Origin of the sequence: Colwellia sp. MB3u-4 (assembly GCF_014077065.1) — a bacterium.
Classification (GTDB): domain Bacteria; phylum Pseudomonadota; class Gammaproteobacteria; order Enterobacterales; family Alteromonadaceae; genus Cognaticolwellia.
Genome location: NZ_JACGVE010000089.1, coordinates 244750 through 265354 on the forward strand (window position 1 = coordinate 244750; position 20605 = coordinate 265354).

The 20605-nt window shown below is 39.8% G+C and carries 18 protein-coding genes; 5 read left to right on the plus strand and 13 right to left on the minus strand.

What is annotated here, in order from left to right; genetic code table 11:
- The first annotated feature begins 21 nt into the window (after positions 1 to 21).
- Positions 22 to 213 (plus strand): DUF2970 domain-containing protein, encoded by a 192-nt coding sequence (locus H4J61_RS16735; protein WP_404842455.1) that lies wholly within the window; start codon positions 22 to 24, stop codon positions 211 to 213.
- A 182-nt stretch (positions 214 to 395) separates the two neighbouring features.
- Here H4J61_RS16735 and H4J61_RS16740 read toward each other — a convergent pair whose 3' ends face one another.
- The 9 genes from H4J61_RS16740 to H4J61_RS16780 all read right to left on the minus strand — a co-directional run bounded on the left by H4J61_RS16740 (position 396) and on the right by H4J61_RS16780 (position 9239).
- Positions 396 to 1211, minus strand: coding sequence for a Dam family site-specific DNA-(adenine-N6)-methyltransferase (locus tag H4J61_RS16740; RefSeq protein WP_182137208.1), 816 nt, complete (start codon positions 1209 to 1211; stop codon positions 396 to 398).
- Positions 1212 to 1290: 79 nt separating this feature from the next.
- Positions 1291 to 2646 (minus strand): hypothetical protein, encoded by a 1356-nt coding sequence (locus tag H4J61_RS16745; protein ID WP_182137207.1) that lies wholly within the window; start codon positions 2644 to 2646, stop codon positions 1291 to 1293.
- 22 nt (positions 2647 to 2668) lie between these two features.
- Positions 2669 to 3736, minus strand: a complete 1068-nt coding sequence (gene aroB / locus H4J61_RS16750) for a 3-dehydroquinate synthase (protein ID WP_182186588.1) — start codon at positions 3734 to 3736, stop codon at positions 2669 to 2671.
- 8 nt (positions 3737 to 3744) lie between these two features.
- Positions 3745 to 4263 (minus strand): shikimate kinase AroK, encoded by a 519-nt coding sequence (aroK, locus tag H4J61_RS16755; protein ID WP_182137206.1) that lies wholly within the window; start codon positions 4261 to 4263, stop codon positions 3745 to 3747.
- A 144-nt stretch (positions 4264 to 4407) separates the two neighbouring features.
- A complete protein-coding gene (locus tag H4J61_RS16760; RefSeq protein WP_182186367.1) occupies positions 4408 to 6420 on the minus strand; it encodes a type IV pilus secretin PilQ in 2013 nt (670 codons plus the stop codon).
- 35 nt (positions 6421 to 6455) lie between these two features.
- Positions 6456 to 6989, minus strand: coding sequence for a pilus assembly protein PilP (locus tag H4J61_RS16765; RefSeq protein ID WP_182186370.1), 534 nt, complete (start codon positions 6987 to 6989; stop codon positions 6456 to 6458).
- Complete coding sequence (locus tag H4J61_RS16770; protein WP_182186373.1) at positions 6989 to 7594, minus strand: type 4a pilus biogenesis protein PilO; 606 nt, start codon at positions 7592 to 7594, stop codon at positions 6989 to 6991. The genes H4J61_RS16765 and H4J61_RS16770 overlap by 1 nt, the downstream gene beginning before the upstream one ends.
- Complete coding sequence (locus H4J61_RS16775; RefSeq protein WP_182186375.1) at positions 7594 to 8172, minus strand: PilN domain-containing protein; 579 nt, start codon at positions 8170 to 8172, stop codon at positions 7594 to 7596. The genes H4J61_RS16770 and H4J61_RS16775 overlap by 1 nt, the downstream gene beginning before the upstream one ends.
- Complete coding sequence (locus tag H4J61_RS16780) at positions 8160 to 9239, minus strand: pilus assembly protein PilM (protein ID WP_182186378.1); 1080 nt, start codon at positions 9237 to 9239, stop codon at positions 8160 to 8162. The genes H4J61_RS16775 and H4J61_RS16780 overlap by 13 nt, the downstream gene beginning before the upstream one ends.
- A 132-nt stretch (positions 9240 to 9371) precedes the next feature.
- Here H4J61_RS16780 and H4J61_RS16785 point away from each other — a divergent pair, with 132 nt between their 5' ends.
- Together H4J61_RS16785 and pckA are read left to right on the plus strand one after the other, a co-directional pair.
- Positions 9372 to 11963: a penicillin-binding protein 1A gene (locus H4J61_RS16785; protein WP_404852072.1), complete on the plus strand. Its 2592-nt coding sequence runs from the start codon at positions 9372 to 9374 to the stop codon at positions 11961 to 11963.
- Positions 11964 to 12423: 460 nt separating this feature from the next.
- Positions 12424 to 14034, plus strand: coding sequence for a phosphoenolpyruvate carboxykinase (ATP) (gene pckA / locus H4J61_RS16790; RefSeq protein ID WP_182137199.1), 1611 nt, complete (start codon positions 12424 to 12426; stop codon positions 14032 to 14034).
- Positions 14035 to 14151: 117 nt separating this feature from the next.
- On the opposite strand, the gene envZ is transcribed toward pckA, so the two are convergent.
- Both envZ and ompR read right to left on the minus strand, forming a co-directional pair.
- Positions 14152 to 15447: a two-component system sensor histidine kinase EnvZ gene (gene envZ, locus H4J61_RS16795; protein WP_182186387.1), complete on the minus strand. Its 1296-nt coding sequence runs from the start codon at positions 15445 to 15447 to the stop codon at positions 14152 to 14154.
- Between the two features lie 45 nt (positions 15448 to 15492).
- Positions 15493 to 16218, minus strand: coding sequence for a two-component system response regulator OmpR (ompR, locus tag H4J61_RS16800; RefSeq protein ID WP_182137197.1), 726 nt, complete (start codon positions 16216 to 16218; stop codon positions 15493 to 15495).
- 338 nt (positions 16219 to 16556) lie between these two features.
- Between ompR and H4J61_RS16805 the strand changes: the two genes are divergently transcribed.
- Entirely contained in the window at positions 16557 to 16919 is a 363-nt protein-coding gene (locus tag H4J61_RS16805; RefSeq protein ID WP_182137196.1) for a hypothetical protein, read from the plus strand.
- 16 nt (positions 16920 to 16935) lie between these two features.
- On the opposite strand, the gene H4J61_RS16810 is transcribed toward H4J61_RS16805, so the two are convergent.
- Positions 16936 to 17421 carry a hypothetical protein gene (locus tag H4J61_RS16810; protein WP_182186390.1) on the minus strand — a complete coding sequence of 162 codons (486 nt, stop codon included), beginning with the start codon at positions 17419 to 17421 and terminating at the stop codon, positions 16936 to 16938.
- Between the two features lie 150 nt (positions 17422 to 17571).
- Here H4J61_RS16810 and H4J61_RS16815 point away from each other — a divergent pair, with 150 nt between their 5' ends.
- Positions 17572 to 18105 carry a redoxin family protein gene (locus H4J61_RS16815; RefSeq protein WP_310650073.1) on the plus strand — a complete coding sequence of 178 codons (534 nt, stop codon included), beginning with the start codon at positions 17572 to 17574 and terminating at the stop codon, positions 18103 to 18105.
- Between the two features lie 181 nt (positions 18106 to 18286).
- Here the strand turns inward: H4J61_RS16815 and H4J61_RS16820 are convergent, their stop codons facing one another.
- Positions 18287 to 20461 carry a TonB-dependent receptor domain-containing protein gene (locus H4J61_RS16820; protein WP_182186393.1) on the minus strand — a complete coding sequence of 725 codons (2175 nt, stop codon included), beginning with the start codon at positions 20459 to 20461 and terminating at the stop codon, positions 18287 to 18289.
- Positions 20462 to 20605: the final 144 nt, after the last annotated feature.

Sequence of the window (20605 nt, forward strand, 5' to 3'; positions counted from 1 at the left end):
CATTGGCAATTAAGGATAATGATGGCCTCAAGTAACTTTAAAGAAACCCTCAAAAGTGTTGGCGCAGCATTTTTTGGTGTGCAAAGTGATAAAAATAGAGAGCGAGACTTTACTCATGGCAAATTTAGTCATTTCATTATTGCGGGTTTAATTGCTGTGGTGCTATTTATAGCGGCCTTAGTTACCATTGTAAGTTTCGTTTTACCCAGCTAATATTGTTTAGTATCACACCACTGAATTCGACTAAAATCTTAAGTAAAGCCATAAGTCACGCAAAACTCAATGGTGTTAGCTCAATCTTACAACCAGATGGTATTACCTCCATCGCTTGCTGACTTTAGGTTATCCACTTTCATCAAGATAATATAAGCCATTGATTTGTGAGTTGGCGTTATTTAATAAAGCGCGAGTAACTCAAACACTTTATTGCGTGCATTACCTTTTTGACTAATCGTTCGTGACACTTCTATTGAGTGATGTTTTTTCGCATGCTGATATATTTTTCGTGTCCAGATAGTATCGTGATTACTGATCAATACTGATATTTTACGATTTTTGGTCACTTCTTCTACCGCATTGGCTAAATCGGCTTGTTCATCTAGCCCAAAGCCGTTACCTGAATAACTGGTAAAACTCGCTGTTTTACTTAACGGCACGTAAGGAGGATCGCAATAAATAACATCACCGGATTTCGCATGTGCAAAGGTTTGTCGATAACCGTCACAAATAAAAATCGCTTTGGCCGCTTTCTCTGCGAAATAGTGCAGTTCAGCTTCAGGAAAATACGGGCGCTTATATTGCCCAAAAGGAACATTATAACCACCAGATTTATTGTATCGACATAAGCCATTATAGCCATGACGATTCATGTAGAGAAACACTAGCGATCTAAAATAAGGGTCTGAGCTGGCATTAAAGTCTTTTCGCAGCTGATAGTAGCTTTCTGCCTGATTATTTTCAGGTGAAAACAATCGGCGAGCATCGGCGATAAATTTATCAGGTGTTCGCTGCACGATACGATATAAATTGATCAGATCTTGATTTATATCATTGAGTAAGTATTCGTCATAATCACTATTTAGAAACACAGAGCCGGCGCCAACAAAAGGTTCAATCAGACGATTTCCTTTTGGTAACATAGAATTTATGACATCGGTAAGCGCGTATTTACCACCCGCCCATTTTAAAAAAGCTCGATGTTTTTTCTTCATAGCACCTACAAATCCAAAAATTTAGCAACAGATACTTAGCATCTGAAAAGTAAGCGGGGATTGTATCCTGAATTAACCTTTATTGGGAGAGCAGAAATGCATTGATTTCGTTATTAATAACCGTAACTGGCTTTATCCAGGGTTGCCGTGCTAATAACGATTTTGGTAAAGCGGCTAAGGCAGATAGTGCTGCTGATTTTTCTGCATAGGCTAAGCTGGTGATAACCACTGACGGTTTATTATTTAATAAACGCTGATAAACTTGGTAGTCAATCCTTGTTAAGTCTTCAAGTAATGATTTTGGCAATGTTAAATCGCTATAAGCGGCAAATTGAATAACATAGCCAAGGTGATTACTGTAGTAGTCATTGTTAACGCTAACTTGATTCGCTCGCTTATTCTGCGCAATTATCGCTTGTAGTTTACGCCGACTCGCTGAAGGTTTAAGCACTGCACCATTGGCTTTTGCACTATTCATACTTTCTGCTGTGATCGCTGACATAACCTCGGCAGGTGAGGCCGGTAAACTCGGCATTTTTATTGGCAATACTGACAATGGATTAATTAACGACGAGTAAATGTCTTTAGGTCTGGCAGCAAGCTTAGTGTTTTCGATTTTAGTTTCAGTGGTTGGCCCAGCAACCTCAGCTTTATTCTCACGATTAATGGCTAACACCATAGTTTGTGGTTTTGCTAATACTTCAGTTAATGATATTTCTGCTTGTTTATTAGCGCTGATTAATTTCGAAAAATTAAAACTATCTAATTGCAATAAATTAATAACCAAGACGCCAAGGCCTAATAAAAAAACCAATGCGCTAATTAACCCTTTATTTTGATTAATAAACTGCCATTTTGGCTGAGTATTTTTAAATATTGCTGATGTGGTTGACAGAAGTTGACCCGATTGTGCCGATAATAATGTCAGTTTATTGTCAAATAAACTTTTATTATTCGCCACAGTTTTACCCGCTTGTACTGAGCCAAACATCACAATGTTAACCACCAAATTGGCTTTTTTAGCGATAGCGGCTAATTGTGACAGTTCATGAAATATCTGTAATGATAAGTGCTGAGCACTGTCGAGCACAATACTAATGCCCTGCGGTGATTTTTTAGCTAAATTAATCACACTAACCGCTAATGATATTTCTGGATCAAATAACTCACCGGTATATAACTGCTCGATTATACGACAACGAATTTGAATATTATTAAACTGTGCAGCAAGTGAGATATAGGCAGCATTATGCTGCTCGGGTAAACTGGCTAAAAACTGGCTAGCACTGGGCGCGCTTTGTTCAACGCTTTCGTCGATAACTAAAATAGCTTGTTTTGAAAAACGTAGAATATAGTCTATGCGGGCATGGGCACTAATTTTAGTGACACTGGTGTTATCATTAGATAGGCCAATATTTTTCATTAACGCTGACATGCTTCACCTATTCTGAATAAAATTACAGAATTTGTTGAAGGTGTTCCTCACTAACATCGTCATTAATTTCAGATTGGCCAATAGCTGTTGGAAGAATAAAACGTAGCTTTCCAGCTAAGTTCTTTTTATCACGACGCATATGACAAATAAATTCATCAAAACCCATATTTTCTGGCGCAGTTAACGGTAAATCAAAAGCAGACAGCAAAGTTTCAATACGACGAAGATCTGACACTTCAAGCAAATTCATTGTTACTGATAACTTAGCAGCAAGTACCATGCCAGTAGCAACAGCTTCACCATGTAACCAATTACCATAACCTTGGTCAGCTTCAATAGCGTGGCCAAAGGTATGTCCTAAGTTTAATAAAGCACGCACACCGGTTTCTGTTTCATCTTCAGCAACAATATTCGCTTTGCATTGACAGCAACGTTCGATCATCTGCATTAAAATCTTATTTTCACCGGCTTTTATTGCATTAATATGCTGTTCAAGCCAAGTAAAAAAATCACCATCACCTAATATACCGTACTTAATCACTTCAGCCATACCGGCATTAAATTCTCTAATCGGTAAAGTTGCTAAGCTTGCTAGGTCAATAAATACCGCTTTAGGTTGATAGAACGCGCCTATCATATTTTTACCTAAAGGGTGATTAACGGCTGTTTTTCCGCCAACTGAGGAGTCTACTTGAGACAACACAGTAGTAGGGATTTGAATAAAATCAATACCGCGCTGATAACATGCGGCGGCAAAACCCGTGATATCGCCAATAACCCCACCGCCTAACGCAATTAAGGTCGTGTCTCTACCGTGATTACCTGCTAGCAGATGTGACATTATCCGTTCAAAATTCGCTAAGCTTTTCTGAGCTTCACCATCAGGTAATATCACTTCATCAAGGTCAAAATCCCTAAGGCTATGTTTAATTTGCTCAATATAAAGGGGTGCAACGATATCATTACTGACAATGCAAACACGCTTACTGCGGATGTGACTAGACAGCAGTTCACTATTTGCTAATAGTCCGCTGTCTATATAGATTGGATAACTGCGCTTACCGAGTTTAACCTGAAGTGTGGTCATAATTATGTCGTTTAAAAGTCCAAGCGTTCAACTATTTTACTTGCAACAACTTTCGCACTTTGGTCATCCGTCTGCACGATAACATCGGCAATTTCTTCATATAACGGATTACGTTCTATCGCTAAGTTTTCAAGTACTGTTCTAGGTTCTTCATCAGTTTGTAGTAGCGGACGACGTCGGTCTCTTTGAGTGCGAGCGACTTGTTTATCTATCGTTGTTTCTAGATAAACTACAATGCCGCGTGCTGATAAGTGATTACGTACTTGAGCGCTGATCACAGATCCACCGCCAGTAGCCAAAACAATTCCTTGTTTTTCACTTAAGTCTTCAATAACTGACTCTTCTCTTAGTCGAAAACCTTCTTCGCCTTCAAGATCAAAAACCCACGCGATATCTGCACCAGTACGACGTTCGATCTCTTGATCGGAATCAAAAAACTCTAGATGTAGCTTATCCGCTAATTCTCTACCAATGGTGCTTTTGCCTGCGCCCATTGGGCCTACAAGGAAAATATTACGTTTTTCTGCCATTAGATTAATTAATACTCGTTTATTTATTACGTGAACAGGTAAGAGAGAACCTCTCTCGAAAATTTCAAGGGCGCAATTATCGCAATTGTTGGGTACAAATTGCAAGCATGTAAGATGAAAACACCAACTTACATGCAAATTAACTTAAAATCTTTCGGTAACTATGCGTGGTGTAACGAATATTAACAGTTCTTTTTTCTCATTAAAGTTACTGCTATTCCTAAACATCCAACCAAAATAGGGAATATCACCCAAAACAGGTACTTTTGACACTGAACTAATAATTTGTTGTTGATAGATTCCACCCAATACGATGGTTTCACCATTATTAACTAAAACTTGCGTACCTATTCTTTGTGTGTCGATAGCAGGTGCCGTGCCATTTGAAAGATCAGACACCGTATCTTGCGTTACCACCAAGTCCAAAATAATTCTATCATCAGGGGTAATGTGCGGTGTTACGGTTAAACTTAATACCGCTTTTTTAAATTGTGTTGATGTAGCGCCACTCGAAGCGGCTTCTTGGTATGGAATTTCCACACCTTGCTCGATATACGCTTCTTTTTGGTTTGCCGTAGTAATGCGCGGACTGGCAATTATTTCGCCTTTGTTTTCTTTTTCCATCGCACTTAATTCAAGATCAAGAATGGTGCCATCGGCCAAGCGCGCAACCTGAAAGGCGATACTGCCCGCCGGGTTTGCGACGGGTAAGTTTACATTCAATCTGTCACTTAAATCCGGCACAGTGCTACTGCCCGCACCGGCTAAAGAGCCTGAGATTGAAGACTCACCATCAGAGTCTGTTACGCCCCAGCGAATACCCAACTCTTCATTAATATTATCTTTTACCGTCACCATGCGAGATTCAATGATAACTTGGCGAACAGGGATATCTAATACCAAGACCATACGTTTAATATCTTCAATACTTTTAGCCGTATCACGGAGCAATAAAGTATTGGTTCTTTCATCAACGCTAACACTGCCGCGGGTAGATAAAATGCTGTTATCTTGATTTTTAATTAATGCCGCAAATTCAGCCGCTTTGGCGTAGTTAACTTGCACGTATTCAGAATATAATGGTGCGAGTTCTTGCACTTGTTGTTGGGCCAGCAAGTCACGGGCTTCTCGAGCAGCTAGTTCATCACTAGGCGCCACCATAAGAATATTGCCTTGCATACGCTTGTCTAAGCCTTTGACCTTTAAAATAATATCAAGGGCTTGATCCCAAGGTACACCGTCTAGTCTCAAGGTAATATTGCCAACCACAGTGTCACTGGTCACTAAATTAAAGCCATTATAATCAGCAATAATTTGCAAGACAGTGCGTACCGAAATATCTTGAAAATTTAATGAGATTGCCCTGCCACTAAAGTTTTCTTCTTCACCTAGGTAACCGTCTTCTTTCACTTTAGGGTTTATTGTTAATGAAAAAACATCATTAAACTGCTGATGCTTATATTCAAACGGCCCTTCAATATCAACGACTAAACGGGCATTGCGTCCTTCTTTAAAGGTTTCAATCCCGTTAACCAAGGTGCCAAAGTCAGTCACATCTAATTTATAAATATAGTCTTCCAGAATTTCAGTATTGTGAAATTCAATATAAAGTTTTCCTAATTTATCGCTGACATCGACAGCGACCTTACTGTCGATAAGCTTAACCAAAAGTTGTGCTTCATTTTGCTGACCACGTTTAAAGTCAATATTATCGATCTGATTTATAAAACCATGTCCTAGCGGAATTAACTGTGTTATTGCTTTATTTACCTGACCGGTATTTAAAGTTAGGGCAAAAGTATTATCTTTTTGGCTAACATCGAATATTGATAGTTTCTGCAAATTAACATCGGCAACAACTTTACCGGCCATTTTTCGCACAGTAATATTTTTTACCCCTGCATGTTTAATCAGCGTTGTCGCTATCGCAGGGTTAAATTGCTCTGCATCGAAGGTTATTCTCACTTGTGCCGGTGTCATTGTCGTCGTTACGGTTGGCGGCGCAACAATTTTATCTGATAGTTCAAATATCAATTCAATTTCATTACTTTGAATGGTGTTATAAGTGATCCCTGTTAGTTCGTTCGCCCACGAGAAAGTTGATAACACGCATAAATAGGCGGCCATAATTAACTTTATTTTTTTACAATGTGTCATAAGATTATCGTTTTTTATTTTATTAAATAGCAACATTACTTCCTTTGCCCCTCTGCACTTGCCTGTGTCATGGTAACGACAGTCTCACGTTCCACCCAGCAACCTGCGCCATCTGGGATTAACTCTAATACTTTTACATGATCTTGGCTTACGGCGGTAATTCGCCCATGATATAAGCCGACATAACCACCAACAGCAACCCTATGTAGGGTATTGTCAGACGCCTCGAGTAGTGCCCAAGTAACACCTAATTCACCTAAGGTGCCACGCATCACTAAATCACTTAATGAAAACTTCTCCAAAGGTTGTTTTCTTCGACGTGGATCAGGACTTAAACAGCCTGACATTTGTTGAATTTTTTCTTGAATAGCTTCAGGTTTTGGCTCGTCAAATGGGCTACGAAGTACATTGGCAGAATAATCAAAGTGACCAAAATTTTTCACTTTAGGCATCGGCTCTATTGTACTAGTGGTGCTCGCTTGCACATCGGCAATGTGTTGTTGCAAATCGTCCGTATTGCTATAACAGCCGGTTAATAAAACAGCACTTAATATAATGAATTTTTTCATTATTCGTCTGCCTCCCGATAACGGTAGGTTTTAGCTTGCAGCTTTAAGGTTAAATCTCCTGAAGCTTGTTTTTGCAAATTAATGTCAAAATTATGCAGGGTAACTATGCGCGGTAAGCCAGCAATTCGGCTGACAAATTCACCAAACTCATGATAAGAGCCCAACACTTCAATATCTATGGGTAATTCGACATAAATTTCTTGTTCTATTTCCGGCTGCCAATTTAATTTAACAAAATCAAGTCCGGTAGTCGTACCGACAAAGGTAATGTCATCTAGCAGGCCTGGGGTTTCATGGCTTTCTGGTAAGCTTTTTAGTTGTTTGGCAAACATAGCTTCCGCTTCAATCATTTGTTGTTCAAATACTTCTAAATTAGCCGCTACATGATATTTAGCTTGGTATTCTTGCTTAAGGGTAAGCTCTTGTGCTGTCACACGTTCAAGTTGCTTAATTTGATCGCTGATCATTAAGACATAACCCAAACTTAAGACTAAAACCACTAAAAATATTGATAAAACTATTTTGGCAGCTTTTGGCCATTGTCCAATATTATCAAGCTCTAAGCCTTCAAATTGCTCCATAAATTCCGATGAGTCAAAATTCATTATGGTGCTCCTTGCTCGGTCGATTCGGTCGAATTAATCAAACCTTTAATTCGAACGCGCATTTTAAAATCACTTAATAATTTACTTTTTGCATCGTTGGAAGTGATAGATTCAAGTATCGCGTCTTCAAATAAATCAGAACGCTCAATTTCCCTGATCATGTTGGCTAGATGATTATTAGACTCACTTTTACCGATAATATTTAAACTATTATCCTGTTTTTCTAGCTGTGTAAGATAAATACCATTGGGGACTACTTTTGCTATTTCGTCTAACACTTGAGTCACCACATTGCGACTACGTTGCAGTTGCTCAACAACACGGGTGCGTTTTTTAAGTTCTTTTTTCTTTTCATTAAGCGACTTTATTTTTGCAATGCGTAAATCCAGTCTTTGAATTTCATTTTGTAAAAATTGATTACGAGCATTTTGCCCATCAATATGCATTTGATAAAACTGATTCACTGAAAATACGATCAGCAATGCCACGACGGCCACTAGGGTTAACATGGTAAAATATTCTCGTTGCCGAGCTTTTTCAGCTTCTTCACGCCATGGTAGTAGGTTTATATATGCCACGGGGAAAAACTCCTTAATGCTAATCCAGCTGCCACCATATAGCGCGGTCCTGTTTTCGCTAACACTTCTTGATTAATAGTGCTCGAAATTTCCATGCCGGCAAATGGGTCAGCTATGACGGTATGAATACCCAATTCTTCTGACAATAGTTGCTTAACGCCTTCCACTAAAGCACTACCACCTGAAATAACCAGGTAATCAACTTTTGCTTTACCACTGGTGGTCAGAAACATTTGAATGGCACGACGAATTTGCTGCACTAATATGGTGTGAAAGGGCGCTAAAACTTCAAAGGTGTAGTTAGGTGGTAGATCATCGGTTAATTTCGCTAACTCTGCTTCTTCAAAAGACTTATTATAATAGGAGACAATCGAACGAGTATATTGTTCACCGCCAAACAGTTGATCACGACTGTAAATATGAGTACCTGATTCAGTGACCGAAAATAGGGTCATTGTCGCGCCCAAATCTACGGTAGCAATAATTTTGTCCGCTGCATCGTCAGGTAATTGCCTTAAAATTAAATCATAGGCGCGACTGATAGCGTAAGACTCAACGTCAATAACTTTAGTTTCAAAACCACCGGCTTCTAATGCCGCAACTCTGGCTTCAACAGACTCTGTTCGCGCGGCGCTAAGTAACACATTCATTTTACTCGGGTCTGATTCATTAATATCGAGCGATTCAAAGTCTAAGCTGACTTCATCAAGGGGGTAGGGAATTAAACTATCAGCTTCAATTTCTATCTGGCTAGCCAATTCTTGCTCAGTTAAGGCTACATCCATGTAAATTATTTTTGTGATAACCGTTTGTCCAGATACTGCAGACGCGGCTTGTCGTACAGACGAGGAAATTTTTTTTCGTATTTTTGCTATCACTTTACCAACAGCATCAATGTCTTGAATTTCTCTGTCAACAATTGCCCCTCTTGGCATCGGCTCAATGGCGACAGTTTCTAAAACATATCCGTTGTCATTTTGGTTCAGTAAAACCGCTTTAATAGAGTGAGAACCAATGTCAATTCCAACCATTAAAGTGGTCTTTTTTTTCCATAAACTACTTAACATAGAATCCTTCTAGAACATTTTATTTTTATAAGATTAGATAAAAAAATTGGCATAAAATCATTTATCACATGCTTTTACAGGATATACTAGTACTATTACCCCTATTTTATAACATTTATCGAGCTTTTTTTTGTGTTTTCTATAAAAAACCTGTTCAAAACAGGTGCTGTATTGGTCTTTATCGGCATGCTGGCATTGGCCGGAATTTACTTGTCGATGCGTTCAAGTTTACCCAGTGTTGAATCACTGAAAGATTTGCAATGGCAAACGCCAATGCAAATTTTTAGCGCTGACGGCAAACTTATTTCTCAATTTGGTGAAAAGAAACGTATTCCCCTTACCTTAGAAGAAATGCCACAACAGTTAATCAATGCGATTTTAGCTACCGAAGACGACCGCTTTTATCTTCATTTTGGCGTTGACCCTATCGGTATGGGTCGAGCTATCCTAGGTCAACTCACCGGACAAAACAAAGGGGGTGCAAGTACCATCACTATGCAGGTAGCACGAAACTTTTTTCTCAGCCGTGAACAAACCTATGTCCGAAAAATTCGCGAAATATTTATTTCTTTCCATATTGAAAGCCTGTTAACAAAAGATGAAATTCTTACACTCTACATGAATAAGATTTCCTTAGGCCATCGCTCTTTCGGTTTTGGTGCCGCCGCACAGGTCTATTATGGTAAAGAAACTAGAGAACTGACTTTAGCGCAAATTGCGGTATTAGCCGGTTTACCAAAAGCGCCCTCAACCATGAACCCTATTAGCCGACCTGATCGAGCAATGCAGCGCCGAAGCGTAGTATTACATCGTATGCATAGTGCTGGCTATATTAGTGCAGAAGAAATGTCGGTCGCCAATAAGGCACCTATTACCGCCATTAAACATGGTGCGGAAATTGAATTAAGCGCGCCTTATATTGCCGAGATGGCCCATCAAGAAATGATCGACCGTTTTGGTAAAGAAACTGCCTACACGGGTGGTTATAAAGTATTTACTACCGTAACCTCAACTTTGCAATATGCCGCTGAACAAGCGGTAGTGAATAATATTTTAGCTTATGATGAACGCCATGGTTATCGCGGCCCTATTAGTACCTTACGCCCCCTTGATAACGAAGCTCAAACTATTAGCACAGATGACTCAATCAAAATCGCAAGTGCGCCAATAAGTGACGAAGAAGTTATACAAGCACTTGCTTCAATGTCGAGCTATCACTCACTGGTACCAGCGGTTGTTACGGCAACATTTGATCGTGCTGCACAAGTGAAACTACAAGATGGCTCTGAGGTAGAAATTGATTGGCATGGCCTATCGTGGGCGCGAGCTTATATCAATGATGATAAGCAAGCACCGCCACCAAACACAGCCGGTGATATATTGACACTGGGTGATATTATTATGGTTTCGGCAACAGCATCTGGCTATCGCTTAAGCCAATTGCCCGATGTCAGTTCAGCACTTATCTCGCTAGCAACGGATAATGGCGCGATAAAAGCGGCCGTGGGTGGTTTTAGTTTTGAGCATAGCCAATTCAACCGTGTTACCCAAGCAAAACGACAAGTGGGCTCTAACATTAAGCCTTTTATCTACTCAGCAGCATTAGACAGCGGCTATACTTTGGCATCAATAGTCAATGACGCGCCAATTAACCAGTGGGATAGAAGCTCAGGCGTAGTCTGGCGCCCTAAAAATTCGCCACCCGTTTATAACGGCGAAATTCGACTGCGTTTAGCCTTGGCGCAATCTAAAAACGTTATTGCTGTGCGCTTGCTTCGAGATGTTGGCTTAGATAAAATTATTCCCTATTTAGCCTCTTTTGGTTTTGATCCTGACGACTTACCACGTAACGAGTCTTTAGCACTCGGTTCAGCGTCTTTGACACCATTGGAAGTGGCGACTGGCTTTGCCACATTTGCCAATGGCGGGTTTTTAATTCAACCCTACTTAATTGAACGCATTGAAGACTCCTTCGGTAAGGTATTATTTCAAGCCAACCCAGCTATTGCCTGTGATCGTTGCGAAGAGACTATAGCCTCAGAGCTTGAGACTTTTGACAACAAGGCTGACAGCACCAACAACCTTGAAAATGAGCCATTGGCTGTTGCTGAAGGTAATACACTAGCCGCAAAAACTATCAATAAAGCCAAGCGTGTTATTAGTGCTCAAAATGCCTTTTTAATGACCGAAGCACTTAACTCGGCAATTTGGGGTGCTGACTGGAATGTAAAACCTTTTTGGCAAGGCACTGGCTTTCGTGCACGGGTACTAAAACGTAGAGATATTGCAGGCAAAACAGGTACGACCAATCAAGCAAAAGACGCTTGGTTCTCTGGCTACAGTCGCCGATTAGTTACCACATCCTGGATAGGTTTTGACAACCCCAGTAGTAAGCTTGGCCAAACAACCTACAATAGCAATTTAGGTAAAGCGCAAACAACAGGTAAAGAGTTTGGCGCTAAGTCAGCTCAACCCGCTTGGATCAACTTTATGAAAGTAGCACTTGCAGAACTTCCTATTGAGCCATTTGAACAACCCGAAGCGTTAATGTCGGTGCGAATAGACAAAGTGTCAGGAAAGTTAACCACAAAAACAGATAAATCGAGTCGCTTTGAGTATTTTGAATTAGGCACAGCACCTACTGAATATATTAGCAAAGACATTAGCAGTCAAATCCTCGATGGTGGTTCAGATAACGTCAGTGAAGAGGGAATATTCGATTAAGCATAACTTGTCTTGAACTTTCGAACTGTCGATTACCGCACTATATTTTCTTGTGAAAATATCAATAATCCCCACTAAAAGTTTCGTTAGGAAAGTATGCGGATGAAAATTTTGTTTTTGTTCGCCATTTTTTAGAACATTTTTAAATTTTATATTACTTTTATAACACCCTTTAAGTGATAACTTCTTGACCAATCAGTCAATAAACCTACATTCATAAGTAATTGTTTTTATTTAATATAAATGAATATTCTGCGGTATTCATTCATGACCTTATCATTAATTTTTTTTCATCATAAACATCTTTGCTTAAAAAATTATGAAAGTTAGTATGAAAACTTTCACAACGAAAGAAAAAAAACTTTCGTTTTGTTCATTGATCGCCTAAAATTGGCCTCCAAACTCGGAACACCGAAACTAATTATTTAAAAATCGTCATACCTTTAGGAGCGAATTCGCAATGGCAGCTTTAGAAAACTCAATCGATTTATCTTCATACGGCATCAGTAATGTTGCTGAGATAGTTTACAATCCATCTTATGAGTTACTCTTTGCTGAGGAAACAAGATCCGATCTCAGTGGTTTTGATAAAGGTGTGGTTACCGAACTCGGCGCTGTTTCAGTTGATACCGGCATTTTTACGGGTCGCTCACCTAAAGATAAATATATTGTTCGTGATGATACAACCCGTGATACCGTTTGGTGGTCAGATCAAGGTAAAAATGACAACAAGCCAATGTCTCAAGAGACTTGGACTAGCCTAAAAGGTTTAGTCACCGAACAGTTATCCGGCAAACGTTTATTTGTTGTTGATACCTTTTGTGGCGCAGATGATGACACCCGCTTAAAAGTGCGCTTTATCACTGAGGTGGCTTGGCAAGCACATTTTGTTAAAAACATGTTCATTCGCCCCACCGATGCAGAATTAGCACATTACGAACCTGACTTCATTGTCATGAATGGCGCAAAAACCACCAATCCAAATTGGCAAGCACAAGGCTTAAATTCAGAAAATTTTGTTGCCTTTAACTTAACGGAAAAAGTGCAACTTATTGGTGGTACTTGGTACGGCGGCGAAATGAAAAAAGGGATGTTCTCAATGATGAACTACTTTTTACCGCTAAAAGGCATAGCTTCAATGCATTGTAGTGCTAACGTTGGTGAAGATGGTGACACGGCGATTTTCTTCGGCCTTTCTGGTACCGGTAAAACCACATTATCAACTGATCCTAAACGCCAACTGATTGGTGATGACGAACATGGCTGGGATGAAAATGGTGTCTTTAACTTTGAAGGCGGTTGCTATGCAAAAACCATCAACTTAAGCAAAGAGAATGAACCTGACATTTATAATGCTATTCGTCGTGACGCTTTACTAGAAAACGTCACCGTTGACGAAAAGGGCACAATTGATTTTGACGATAATTCAAAAACTGAAAACACCCGTGTTTCTTACCCGATTCATCATATTGATAATATCGTTAAACCTGTCTCTCGTGCCGGCCATGCGAAAAAAGTTATTTTCTTAACTGCTGATGCTTTTGGTGTGTTACCTCCAGTGGCTAAATTAACCCCTGCGCAAACAGAATATTACTTTTTGTCGGGTTTCACAGCCAAACTTGCTGGTACTGAACGTGGTATAACAGAGCCAACACCAACATTCTCAAGTTGTTTTGGCGCCGCATTTTTAAGTCTACACCCAACACAATACGCTGAAGTGTTACGTAATCGTATGCAAGCGGTTGGTGCTGAAGCTTATTTGGTTAACACAGGTTGGAATGGCACAGGCAAACGTATTTCAATTAAAGATACGCGCGCTATTATCGATGCGATTCTTGATGGCTCAATTGATAATGCAGAAACACAAGTTTTGCCCTTATTCAATTTAGATATTCCAACTAGCATTGATGGGGTTGATGATGGTATTTTAGACCCACGTAATACTTATGCTGAGCCAGCACAATGGCAAGATAAAGCCATAAATTTAGCGACTCGCTTTGTTAACAATTTTGATAAGTTTACTGATACTGACAACGGTAAATCGTTAGTCGCAGCAGGCCCTAAACTATAGTTAAATAAGTACCGCACTAAGCTAAAAAAAACTAAAAAGCCGTCGTAACTACGACGGCTTTTTAATGCCTGCTATTTTGCTAATAAAATCAATACCATTAAGTATTACAAGATGTGATTAGCCGTGGCTAATAGGTAAGCAAACTTTCGCTGTTAAGCCCCCTTCTACTCGATTAGACAATTCCACTCGGCCACCATGGGTATCGACAATACGTTTAATAATAGCTAAACCTAAGCCACTGCCACCGGTTCCTCTTGCTTCATCACCTTGCGTAAAGGGCTGAAATAAGCGCTCAATATCCACTTCAGCAATACCTGGCCCTTCATCAGAAACACAAAAACAAACCTCCTGTGTAGCTTTATCGAATGCGCTAGTTACTATGGTCTTGCCGTTGGAATAGCGTAGCGCATTTTGAATTAAATTTGCCAATACCCGCTTCATAGCAACATAACGCAGAGGCACTTTAGGTAGCGGCTGGGCATTAATAATAATTTCTCGCTCTAGCATACTTTCAGACTGCACCACTTCGTCGATCAAGAGATTAATATCAGCCAACTCAACTTTGTCTTTACTATCATGGCGAATGTAATCAATGAACTGATCTATGATGGTGTTCATGTCTTGAATATCGCCTTCAATACCGGCTTTTAAAAATTCATCTTCAGCAATCATTTCAGTGGCTAAACGAATGCGAGTTAAGGGTGTGCGTAAATCATGAGATATACCTGCCATCAATAAATTTCGGTCATCTTCTAGTTGCTTAATACCCTTAGACATATGATTAAAAGCCCGAGTTACTGCAACAATTTCAGTGGTACCTATTTCCGTTAATGGCTCAGGAAAGTCGCCGCGACCCACATCATGAGCCGCATGTTGTAATGCAGCTAACGGACGATTAAGTTGTCGCACAAATAACCACCCCCCCATCACACTTAAAATGCCTAAAATCATTAGCACAAAAATAAGTGGTGAAAAGTTTTCTTCTCTTAAGCCATTAATTGGAATTTTAACCCAGTATTCAGGGGCTTGGGGTGGACGAATCCAAAATAGATATTCATCACCTTGGGAAATTCTTACTTCGGCTGGACCGCCTAATAGGCTAGACATTTCATCAGAACGAAAGGCGTAATATACCGCCTCTTGTAGACCTAATTTCATCGCAGCAGCTTCACGATATACACCAATACCGGTTTCTCGCTGAAACGCTTCTCCCATAGCAGGACTTATTGCTTCATCAGCAATATCGATAAATACAACACGCACCTGCTTTGCCAGCAGCTGATTAACCTGTTGCGCATTGGGTTGAATAATATATATCGACATCGATATAAATGACACGACTTGATTTATTAACAGCAACACACCAATTAAGAGTACCGTTTGACCAAAGGCACTGCGTGGCAATATTTTCATAGACTTCTACTAGGTTAGTGTTGTTTTCAATGCATTTGAACAAATTTATACCACAGTTCTTCCTTCGGGAACAAATACATATCCTAGACCCCAAACAGTTTGAATATAACGTGGCTTTGCTGGGTCTTCTTCTAACATACGACGCAAGCGGGATACTTGCACATCAATGCTACGCTCTAAAGCAGAATAGTCTCTGCCACGTGCTAAGTTCATTAACTTGTCACGTGATAATGGCACTCTAGGATGGGTGATCAGTGCCTTTAATACGGCAAATTCTCCACTGGTTAATGGCATATTAACATCGCCTTTAAGCATTTCGCGAGTAGCAAGATTAAGCTTATAGTCACCAAAGGCAATAACATTTTCTTCTTGTGAAGGCGCACCTGGAGCTTCTTGAACTCGGCGGCGTAACACCGCTTTAATACGGGCTGATAATTCACGTGGATTAAAAGGTTTTGGCATATAGTCATCTGCGCCAAGCTCCAAGCCAATAATACGGTCTATTTCATCACCTTTGGCTGTTAACATAACAATAGGGATATCATTGCAGTTTTGGCGTAAGCGGCGACAAACAGATAAGCCATCTTCACCTGGCAACATTAAGTCGAGTACCAACAGATGAAAATTTTCACGCTCAAGCAATCTATCCATTTGCTCTGAGTTTGCCGCACTGCGAACGACAAATCCTTGTTCAACTAAATACCGCTCGAGTAAGGCACGTAAACGCATATCATCATCAACTACCAAAATTTTCGGTGTTTCATATCCCATTATACTGATTCCATTTTTTATTTTAATAAAGGTCGGCTATAAATCATCTTACTTGAAATATAAAAACCTGTGCTGTCTCAACTTCGACCCATTTGCCACATTTGCCACATTTGCCACAAGCCTATGTTGCAATATAGTTTACAGGAAGTATTAATTATGTAAATTTTATCATTTAAATAAACAATTGACCATAATACTTCCTATTAAGGCAACGCGAGTAGCGACTTAATGAGTGAGTTGCCCTGTTACTGAGTAACATCACTGAGTAACATAACTAAGGCCCAGATATCCTCAATTGAATTACTTACTTTGACTAATTATTGTGGGAGAATACGCAAATGAAAATTTGGCTCCATTTTCACAAAGTACCACTTCGTGTTTTACGCATCAGTAAAAGGCGTAATATTGTCCAGCTTAAGCGCAGTATGGTTAAAATAAAAATAGCTTTAGCTCAAGAGAAAGTAGAAACAAGAGCAATGCTAAGTATTTATAAACGCTACACCAAGCGTGATGCAAGTGCTGAAGAAATGCGCATTGCCAACCAACAATTTATTGATATTTTAAAAGGCCTTGGCGTTGGTGTTGTCGCTATTCTGCCCTTTGCCCCTATTACTATACCTCTGATGATAAAAATTGGCCGCTGGGTTGGCGTCGAAATACTACCCAGCTCATTTGTTGATGGTAAAAAACCACCCCGATAAGCCTATTAGCCCCTCACTAGCGTAAATAGTGAATCGCTTGATCAGTAACACATTGAGTAAAACTTTTTTGTCGCTCGCTCCTTGAAAGCGTAGCGATAGTTTGAGTGACTATAGCCATTTTCTGCTGTTTTTCTGCTAGAGATAAATGACTAAATTGCTCATAAAAACAAGCCTTCAAACCATAATTTAATGCTGTATCCGACTTAGGTGACTCGCCCGCCAAACAAGTGATAAGTTGTTCAGCTAAAGTATTTTTATCTAATTGGGTAATTAAGGCTTTAATCGTTAAACTGTCAGCTTTTTTCTTTTGCTGCTGACAGCTATAAAGCATATCTGCCACCGCAACAATAGGAATAAGTGCCTGATGTTGCGCGCCAAAACGTGCTTTTAACCATTGGTTCATCTCAAGTGTTTGGCTCTGCGCCGCTTGCAGCGGTGCACTCACCAGCAGGCTAATAAAGCAAAAAGCTTTATTTTTCTGACTTAATAGATTGATGTTCATAAGGTATTCCATAACTTGTCGACTTCACTCGACTATTGAAAACGTATTAATGTCGCCATTTGGCAGCGCATTAAATAATAGCGACACTTTTCTAATCGGGCTTAACGTGGTTAACTAGCTAAAATAGATGCTAATAATGTTGACTATATCGTGAGACAAAATTTTAAAATAGGCTTTTTTTTCATTACATTACTAACTTTTTCTAGTCCACTATGGGCATTTGATGATGTTAATATCACAGCTAATTCAAATACTAACCTAAGTACTGATCTAAATACTGATCTCAGTACTACTGAGTTATTAGATCAGCAGCTTAACAAGGCAAAAGGCAAAGTCGTCTACGTTGATTTTTGGGCCTCATGGTGCATTCCTTGTCGAAAGTCATTCCCGTGGATGAATAACTTAGCCGCACAGTATCAAACTCAAGGCTTAATCATTCTCAGCATTAATCTAGATCACAGCCGAGTATTAGCTGATGAATTTTTAGCGCAAATACCGGCTAATTTCCCAGTTATTTACGACCCTAAAGGCAGCATTGCAAGAAAGTATCAATTAAAGGGTATGCCCAGCAGTTTCATTATTAACCGACAAGGTCAAATAGTCAGCGCACATGTAGGCTTTAATGAAGAAAAAAAATCCGCTTATGAACAAGAAATTAAAGCGCTATTAACTCCCCTAGATTAATTGAATTTATTATTCACCGCTTAGCGAAAGTTAGTCTGTTTGGTAGCACTCAACAGATCATAATCTACTATTTGCGCTAGTTTATTAATAGCCTAGCCTAGTGAAAACTAAATCCTAGTAACCTAACCACAAGCAAAAAGCGAGCTCAGTGGCTCGCTTTTAAAACCAGGGTCGCAATAACTTAAAAGCTGTACTTGTAACCTAAGGTTAAACTGCGTGGTTTACCTGCCATAATCGAGCCATGTGTACGTGTCGCGATATATTGTTTATCAAGTAAATTATCAATATTCAAGGTGACTTCTTGGTTATCAGCAAGAGTATAATGAGCCGCCATATCAACAACAGTGCGGCTGTCAATAGACTGATCGGCAGCAATTGCCCCTTGGCCTGCGGTAGTGCGCATTTCGTCAACATAACGCACTAAAATATCACTGCGCCATTGCTCACCAACCACGCCAACCGTAAATTGCAGCTGGTTTTCAGGTACGTAAGGTAATTCGTCACCCGTTAAAACATTGCCCCAAGTATCTAAACCTGATTGAAAAGCGTTTTGAAACTCTGTTGTCGTGAAGGTATAAGTTAAATCAACCGGAATGCTCAATGCACCGGCAGCAAACTCATAACCGGTTTTAACTTCTAAACCTGAAACTTTTACTGCACCAGCATTATATTGATTGCCAACATTTTCTTCATCACAACCTTGGCTCGCGGTACAGTTGCCATGCATATTTTCGTAATCAGAATAAAAGACCAAGGCTTCGCCGTTGAATGCTTGCTGGTTGTAACGAAAGCCTAGTTCATAGTTAATACTTTCTTCATTTTCTGTTTTATCGTTACCCGGGGCTGGTGGCGCAAAGCCTTTTTGTATGCCACCAATAATAATTAAATCATTATTAACACGGTAAGTTACCGCTAAAGACGGTAACAACACCTGAGTATTGTTACTAACATCTTTAGTTAAAGGTGCATTTCTATCGATAACCCCTTTCGCCCAGTCTTTACGGGAAATGGTCATATCTTCATAACGTAAGCCGGCATTGATAATGAAATCACCCACGCTATATTCATCATGGACAAATAAGGCTATTGCCTCTGCGGAATCAATACGGTTAGAATCTGACCCTTGGATACCGGCATTAATTAAGCTCATTTCATAACTCGTGTCGAGTGTGTAGTTATCAACCCATTGAAAACGGTCCATTTCATCTTCATGGTAGCGAGCACCAAATTTGACTTGGTGTGCGCCAAAGTCAGCATTTAACACGGTTTGAAGGCCTTTTGATTGATAGGCACGGCTGTTGGCTTTGACATCAACACTAATTTCATCATCGCTAAAGCTACCATTATCAAACGCAGCAGCATCGTCAATAGCACCGTCACTTAAGCTCTTACCGTTGACTTTACTGGTTTTATACCAGTTACGGCTAAACTCATTGTAATAAGCTGATGTGCCTAAGTTAAAGCGATCAGACAACTTAATATGGTGGTTAATTTGCCACTGTTTATGCTCAGTATCCATATTATCGAACTGTGAGGCAGAATAACGAGAATAAGGCTTAGTGTTAAAATCAGCGTCCGTTAACCCCATATAGGTTTCATCTGAATTTTCATCTGAATATTTTAATTTAAATTCTAATTCTTGATAATATTTCGCATCGGTATCACTGTTGATCATCATTTTTGCCATGATGTCATTTTTGACAAAGCCGGTATCATCGCCGGTATGATTAACTTCTTTAAAACCATCCGCTTGATAACGAAATATTTCAACCACTGACGAAACATTTTTACCTGCGCCACCTATATAGGCATGGGCTTTAGCAAAACCGTCTTCACCAGCACTTAAATTAACCTGCCCTGCTAGCGCTTCTTCAGGAATAGTGCGAGATAGCATATTAATCACACCGCCCGTAGTACGCGGACCATACATAGCGCTTGACGTACCTTTTAGCACTTCAATTTGTTGCATGCGACCTGCCGTTGGAAAGTAGTAGGCTGCAGGTGCTGAATACGGTGCAGGTGCGGCTAAAACACCATCTTCCATGATAGTGACTTTTTCACTGCGGTTTTGGCCAGTACCGCGCATGCCAATATTTGGACGTAAACCGTAACCATCTTCTTCTAAAACATAAACACCCGGCACCGTGGTTAAGGTACGCATAATATCGGTATAATCGAATTTCTCTAATTCTGCCTGAGAAATCATATGAGCACTGCCAGGTACATCGTTAACCGTTTGGCCACTACCAAAAATAGTTAAATGTTCCATATCATCATCGGCAACGGCCGTATTTGCAATAGCACTAACAACAGATAAAGCGATCAACGCGGGTTGAAAAAGAGAAGAAATTCGCATAGCTAAGCCTATAAAAGAAACAATGATTTTAATTGCCCGCATTTAACCACACAGTTGAATGGGAATCAATATCATTTGTATTATTTATCATTACTAATTGATATAAAGTACTTACGCTTTAGCTATGACATTATTTGACACCGC

Bases quoted from the DNA above. Each gene is read 5' to 3' on its own strand.
- H4J61_RS16805 (WP_182137196.1), top strand. From the start codon at position 16,557: ATGAAAATTTGGCTCCATTTTCACAAAGTACCACTTCGTGTTTTACGC.
- H4J61_RS16745 (WP_182137207.1), bottom strand. From the start codon at position 2,646: ATGTCAGCGTTAATGAAAAATATTGGCCTATCTAATGATAACACCAGT.
- H4J61_RS16740 (WP_182137208.1), bottom strand. From the start codon at position 1,211: ATGAAGAAAAAACATCGAGCTTTTTTAAAATGGGCGGGTGGTAAATAC.
- H4J61_RS16760 (WP_182186367.1), bottom strand. From the start codon at position 6,420: ATGACACATTGTAAAAAAATAAAGTTAATTATGGCCGCCTATTTATGC.
- H4J61_RS16765 (WP_182186370.1), bottom strand. From the start codon at position 6,989: ATGAAAAAATTCATTATATTAAGTGCTGTTTTATTAACCGGCTGTTAT.
- H4J61_RS16770 (WP_182186373.1), bottom strand. From the start codon at position 7,594: ATGAATTTTGACTCATCGGAATTTATGGAGCAATTTGAAGGCTTAGAG.
- envZ (WP_182186387.1), bottom strand. From the start codon at position 15,447: ATGAAAATATTGCCACGCAGTGCCTTTGGTCAAACGGTACTCTTAATT.
- H4J61_RS16820 (WP_182186393.1), bottom strand. From the start codon at position 20,461: ATGCGAATTTCTTCTCTTTTTCAACCCGCGTTGATCGCTTTATCTGTT.
- ompR (WP_182137197.1), bottom strand. From the start codon at position 16,218: ATGGGATATGAAACACCGAAAATTTTGGTAGTTGATGATGATATGCGT.
- pckA (WP_182137199.1), top strand. From the start codon at position 12,424: ATGGCAGCTTTAGAAAACTCAATCGATTTATCTTCATACGGCATCAGT.
- H4J61_RS16810 (WP_182186390.1), bottom strand. From the start codon at position 17,421: ATGAACATCAATCTATTAAGTCAGAAAAATAAAGCTTTTTGCTTTATT.
- H4J61_RS16780 (WP_182186378.1), bottom strand. From the start codon at position 9,239: ATGTTAAGTAGTTTATGGAAAAAAAAGACCACTTTAATGGTTGGAATT.
- aroK (WP_182137206.1), bottom strand. From the start codon at position 4,263: ATGGCAGAAAAACGTAATATTTTCCTTGTAGGCCCAATGGGCGCAGGC.
- H4J61_RS16735 (WP_404842455.1), top strand. From the start codon at position 22: ATGGCCTCAAGTAACTTTAAAGAAACCCTCAAAAGTGTTGGCGCAGCA.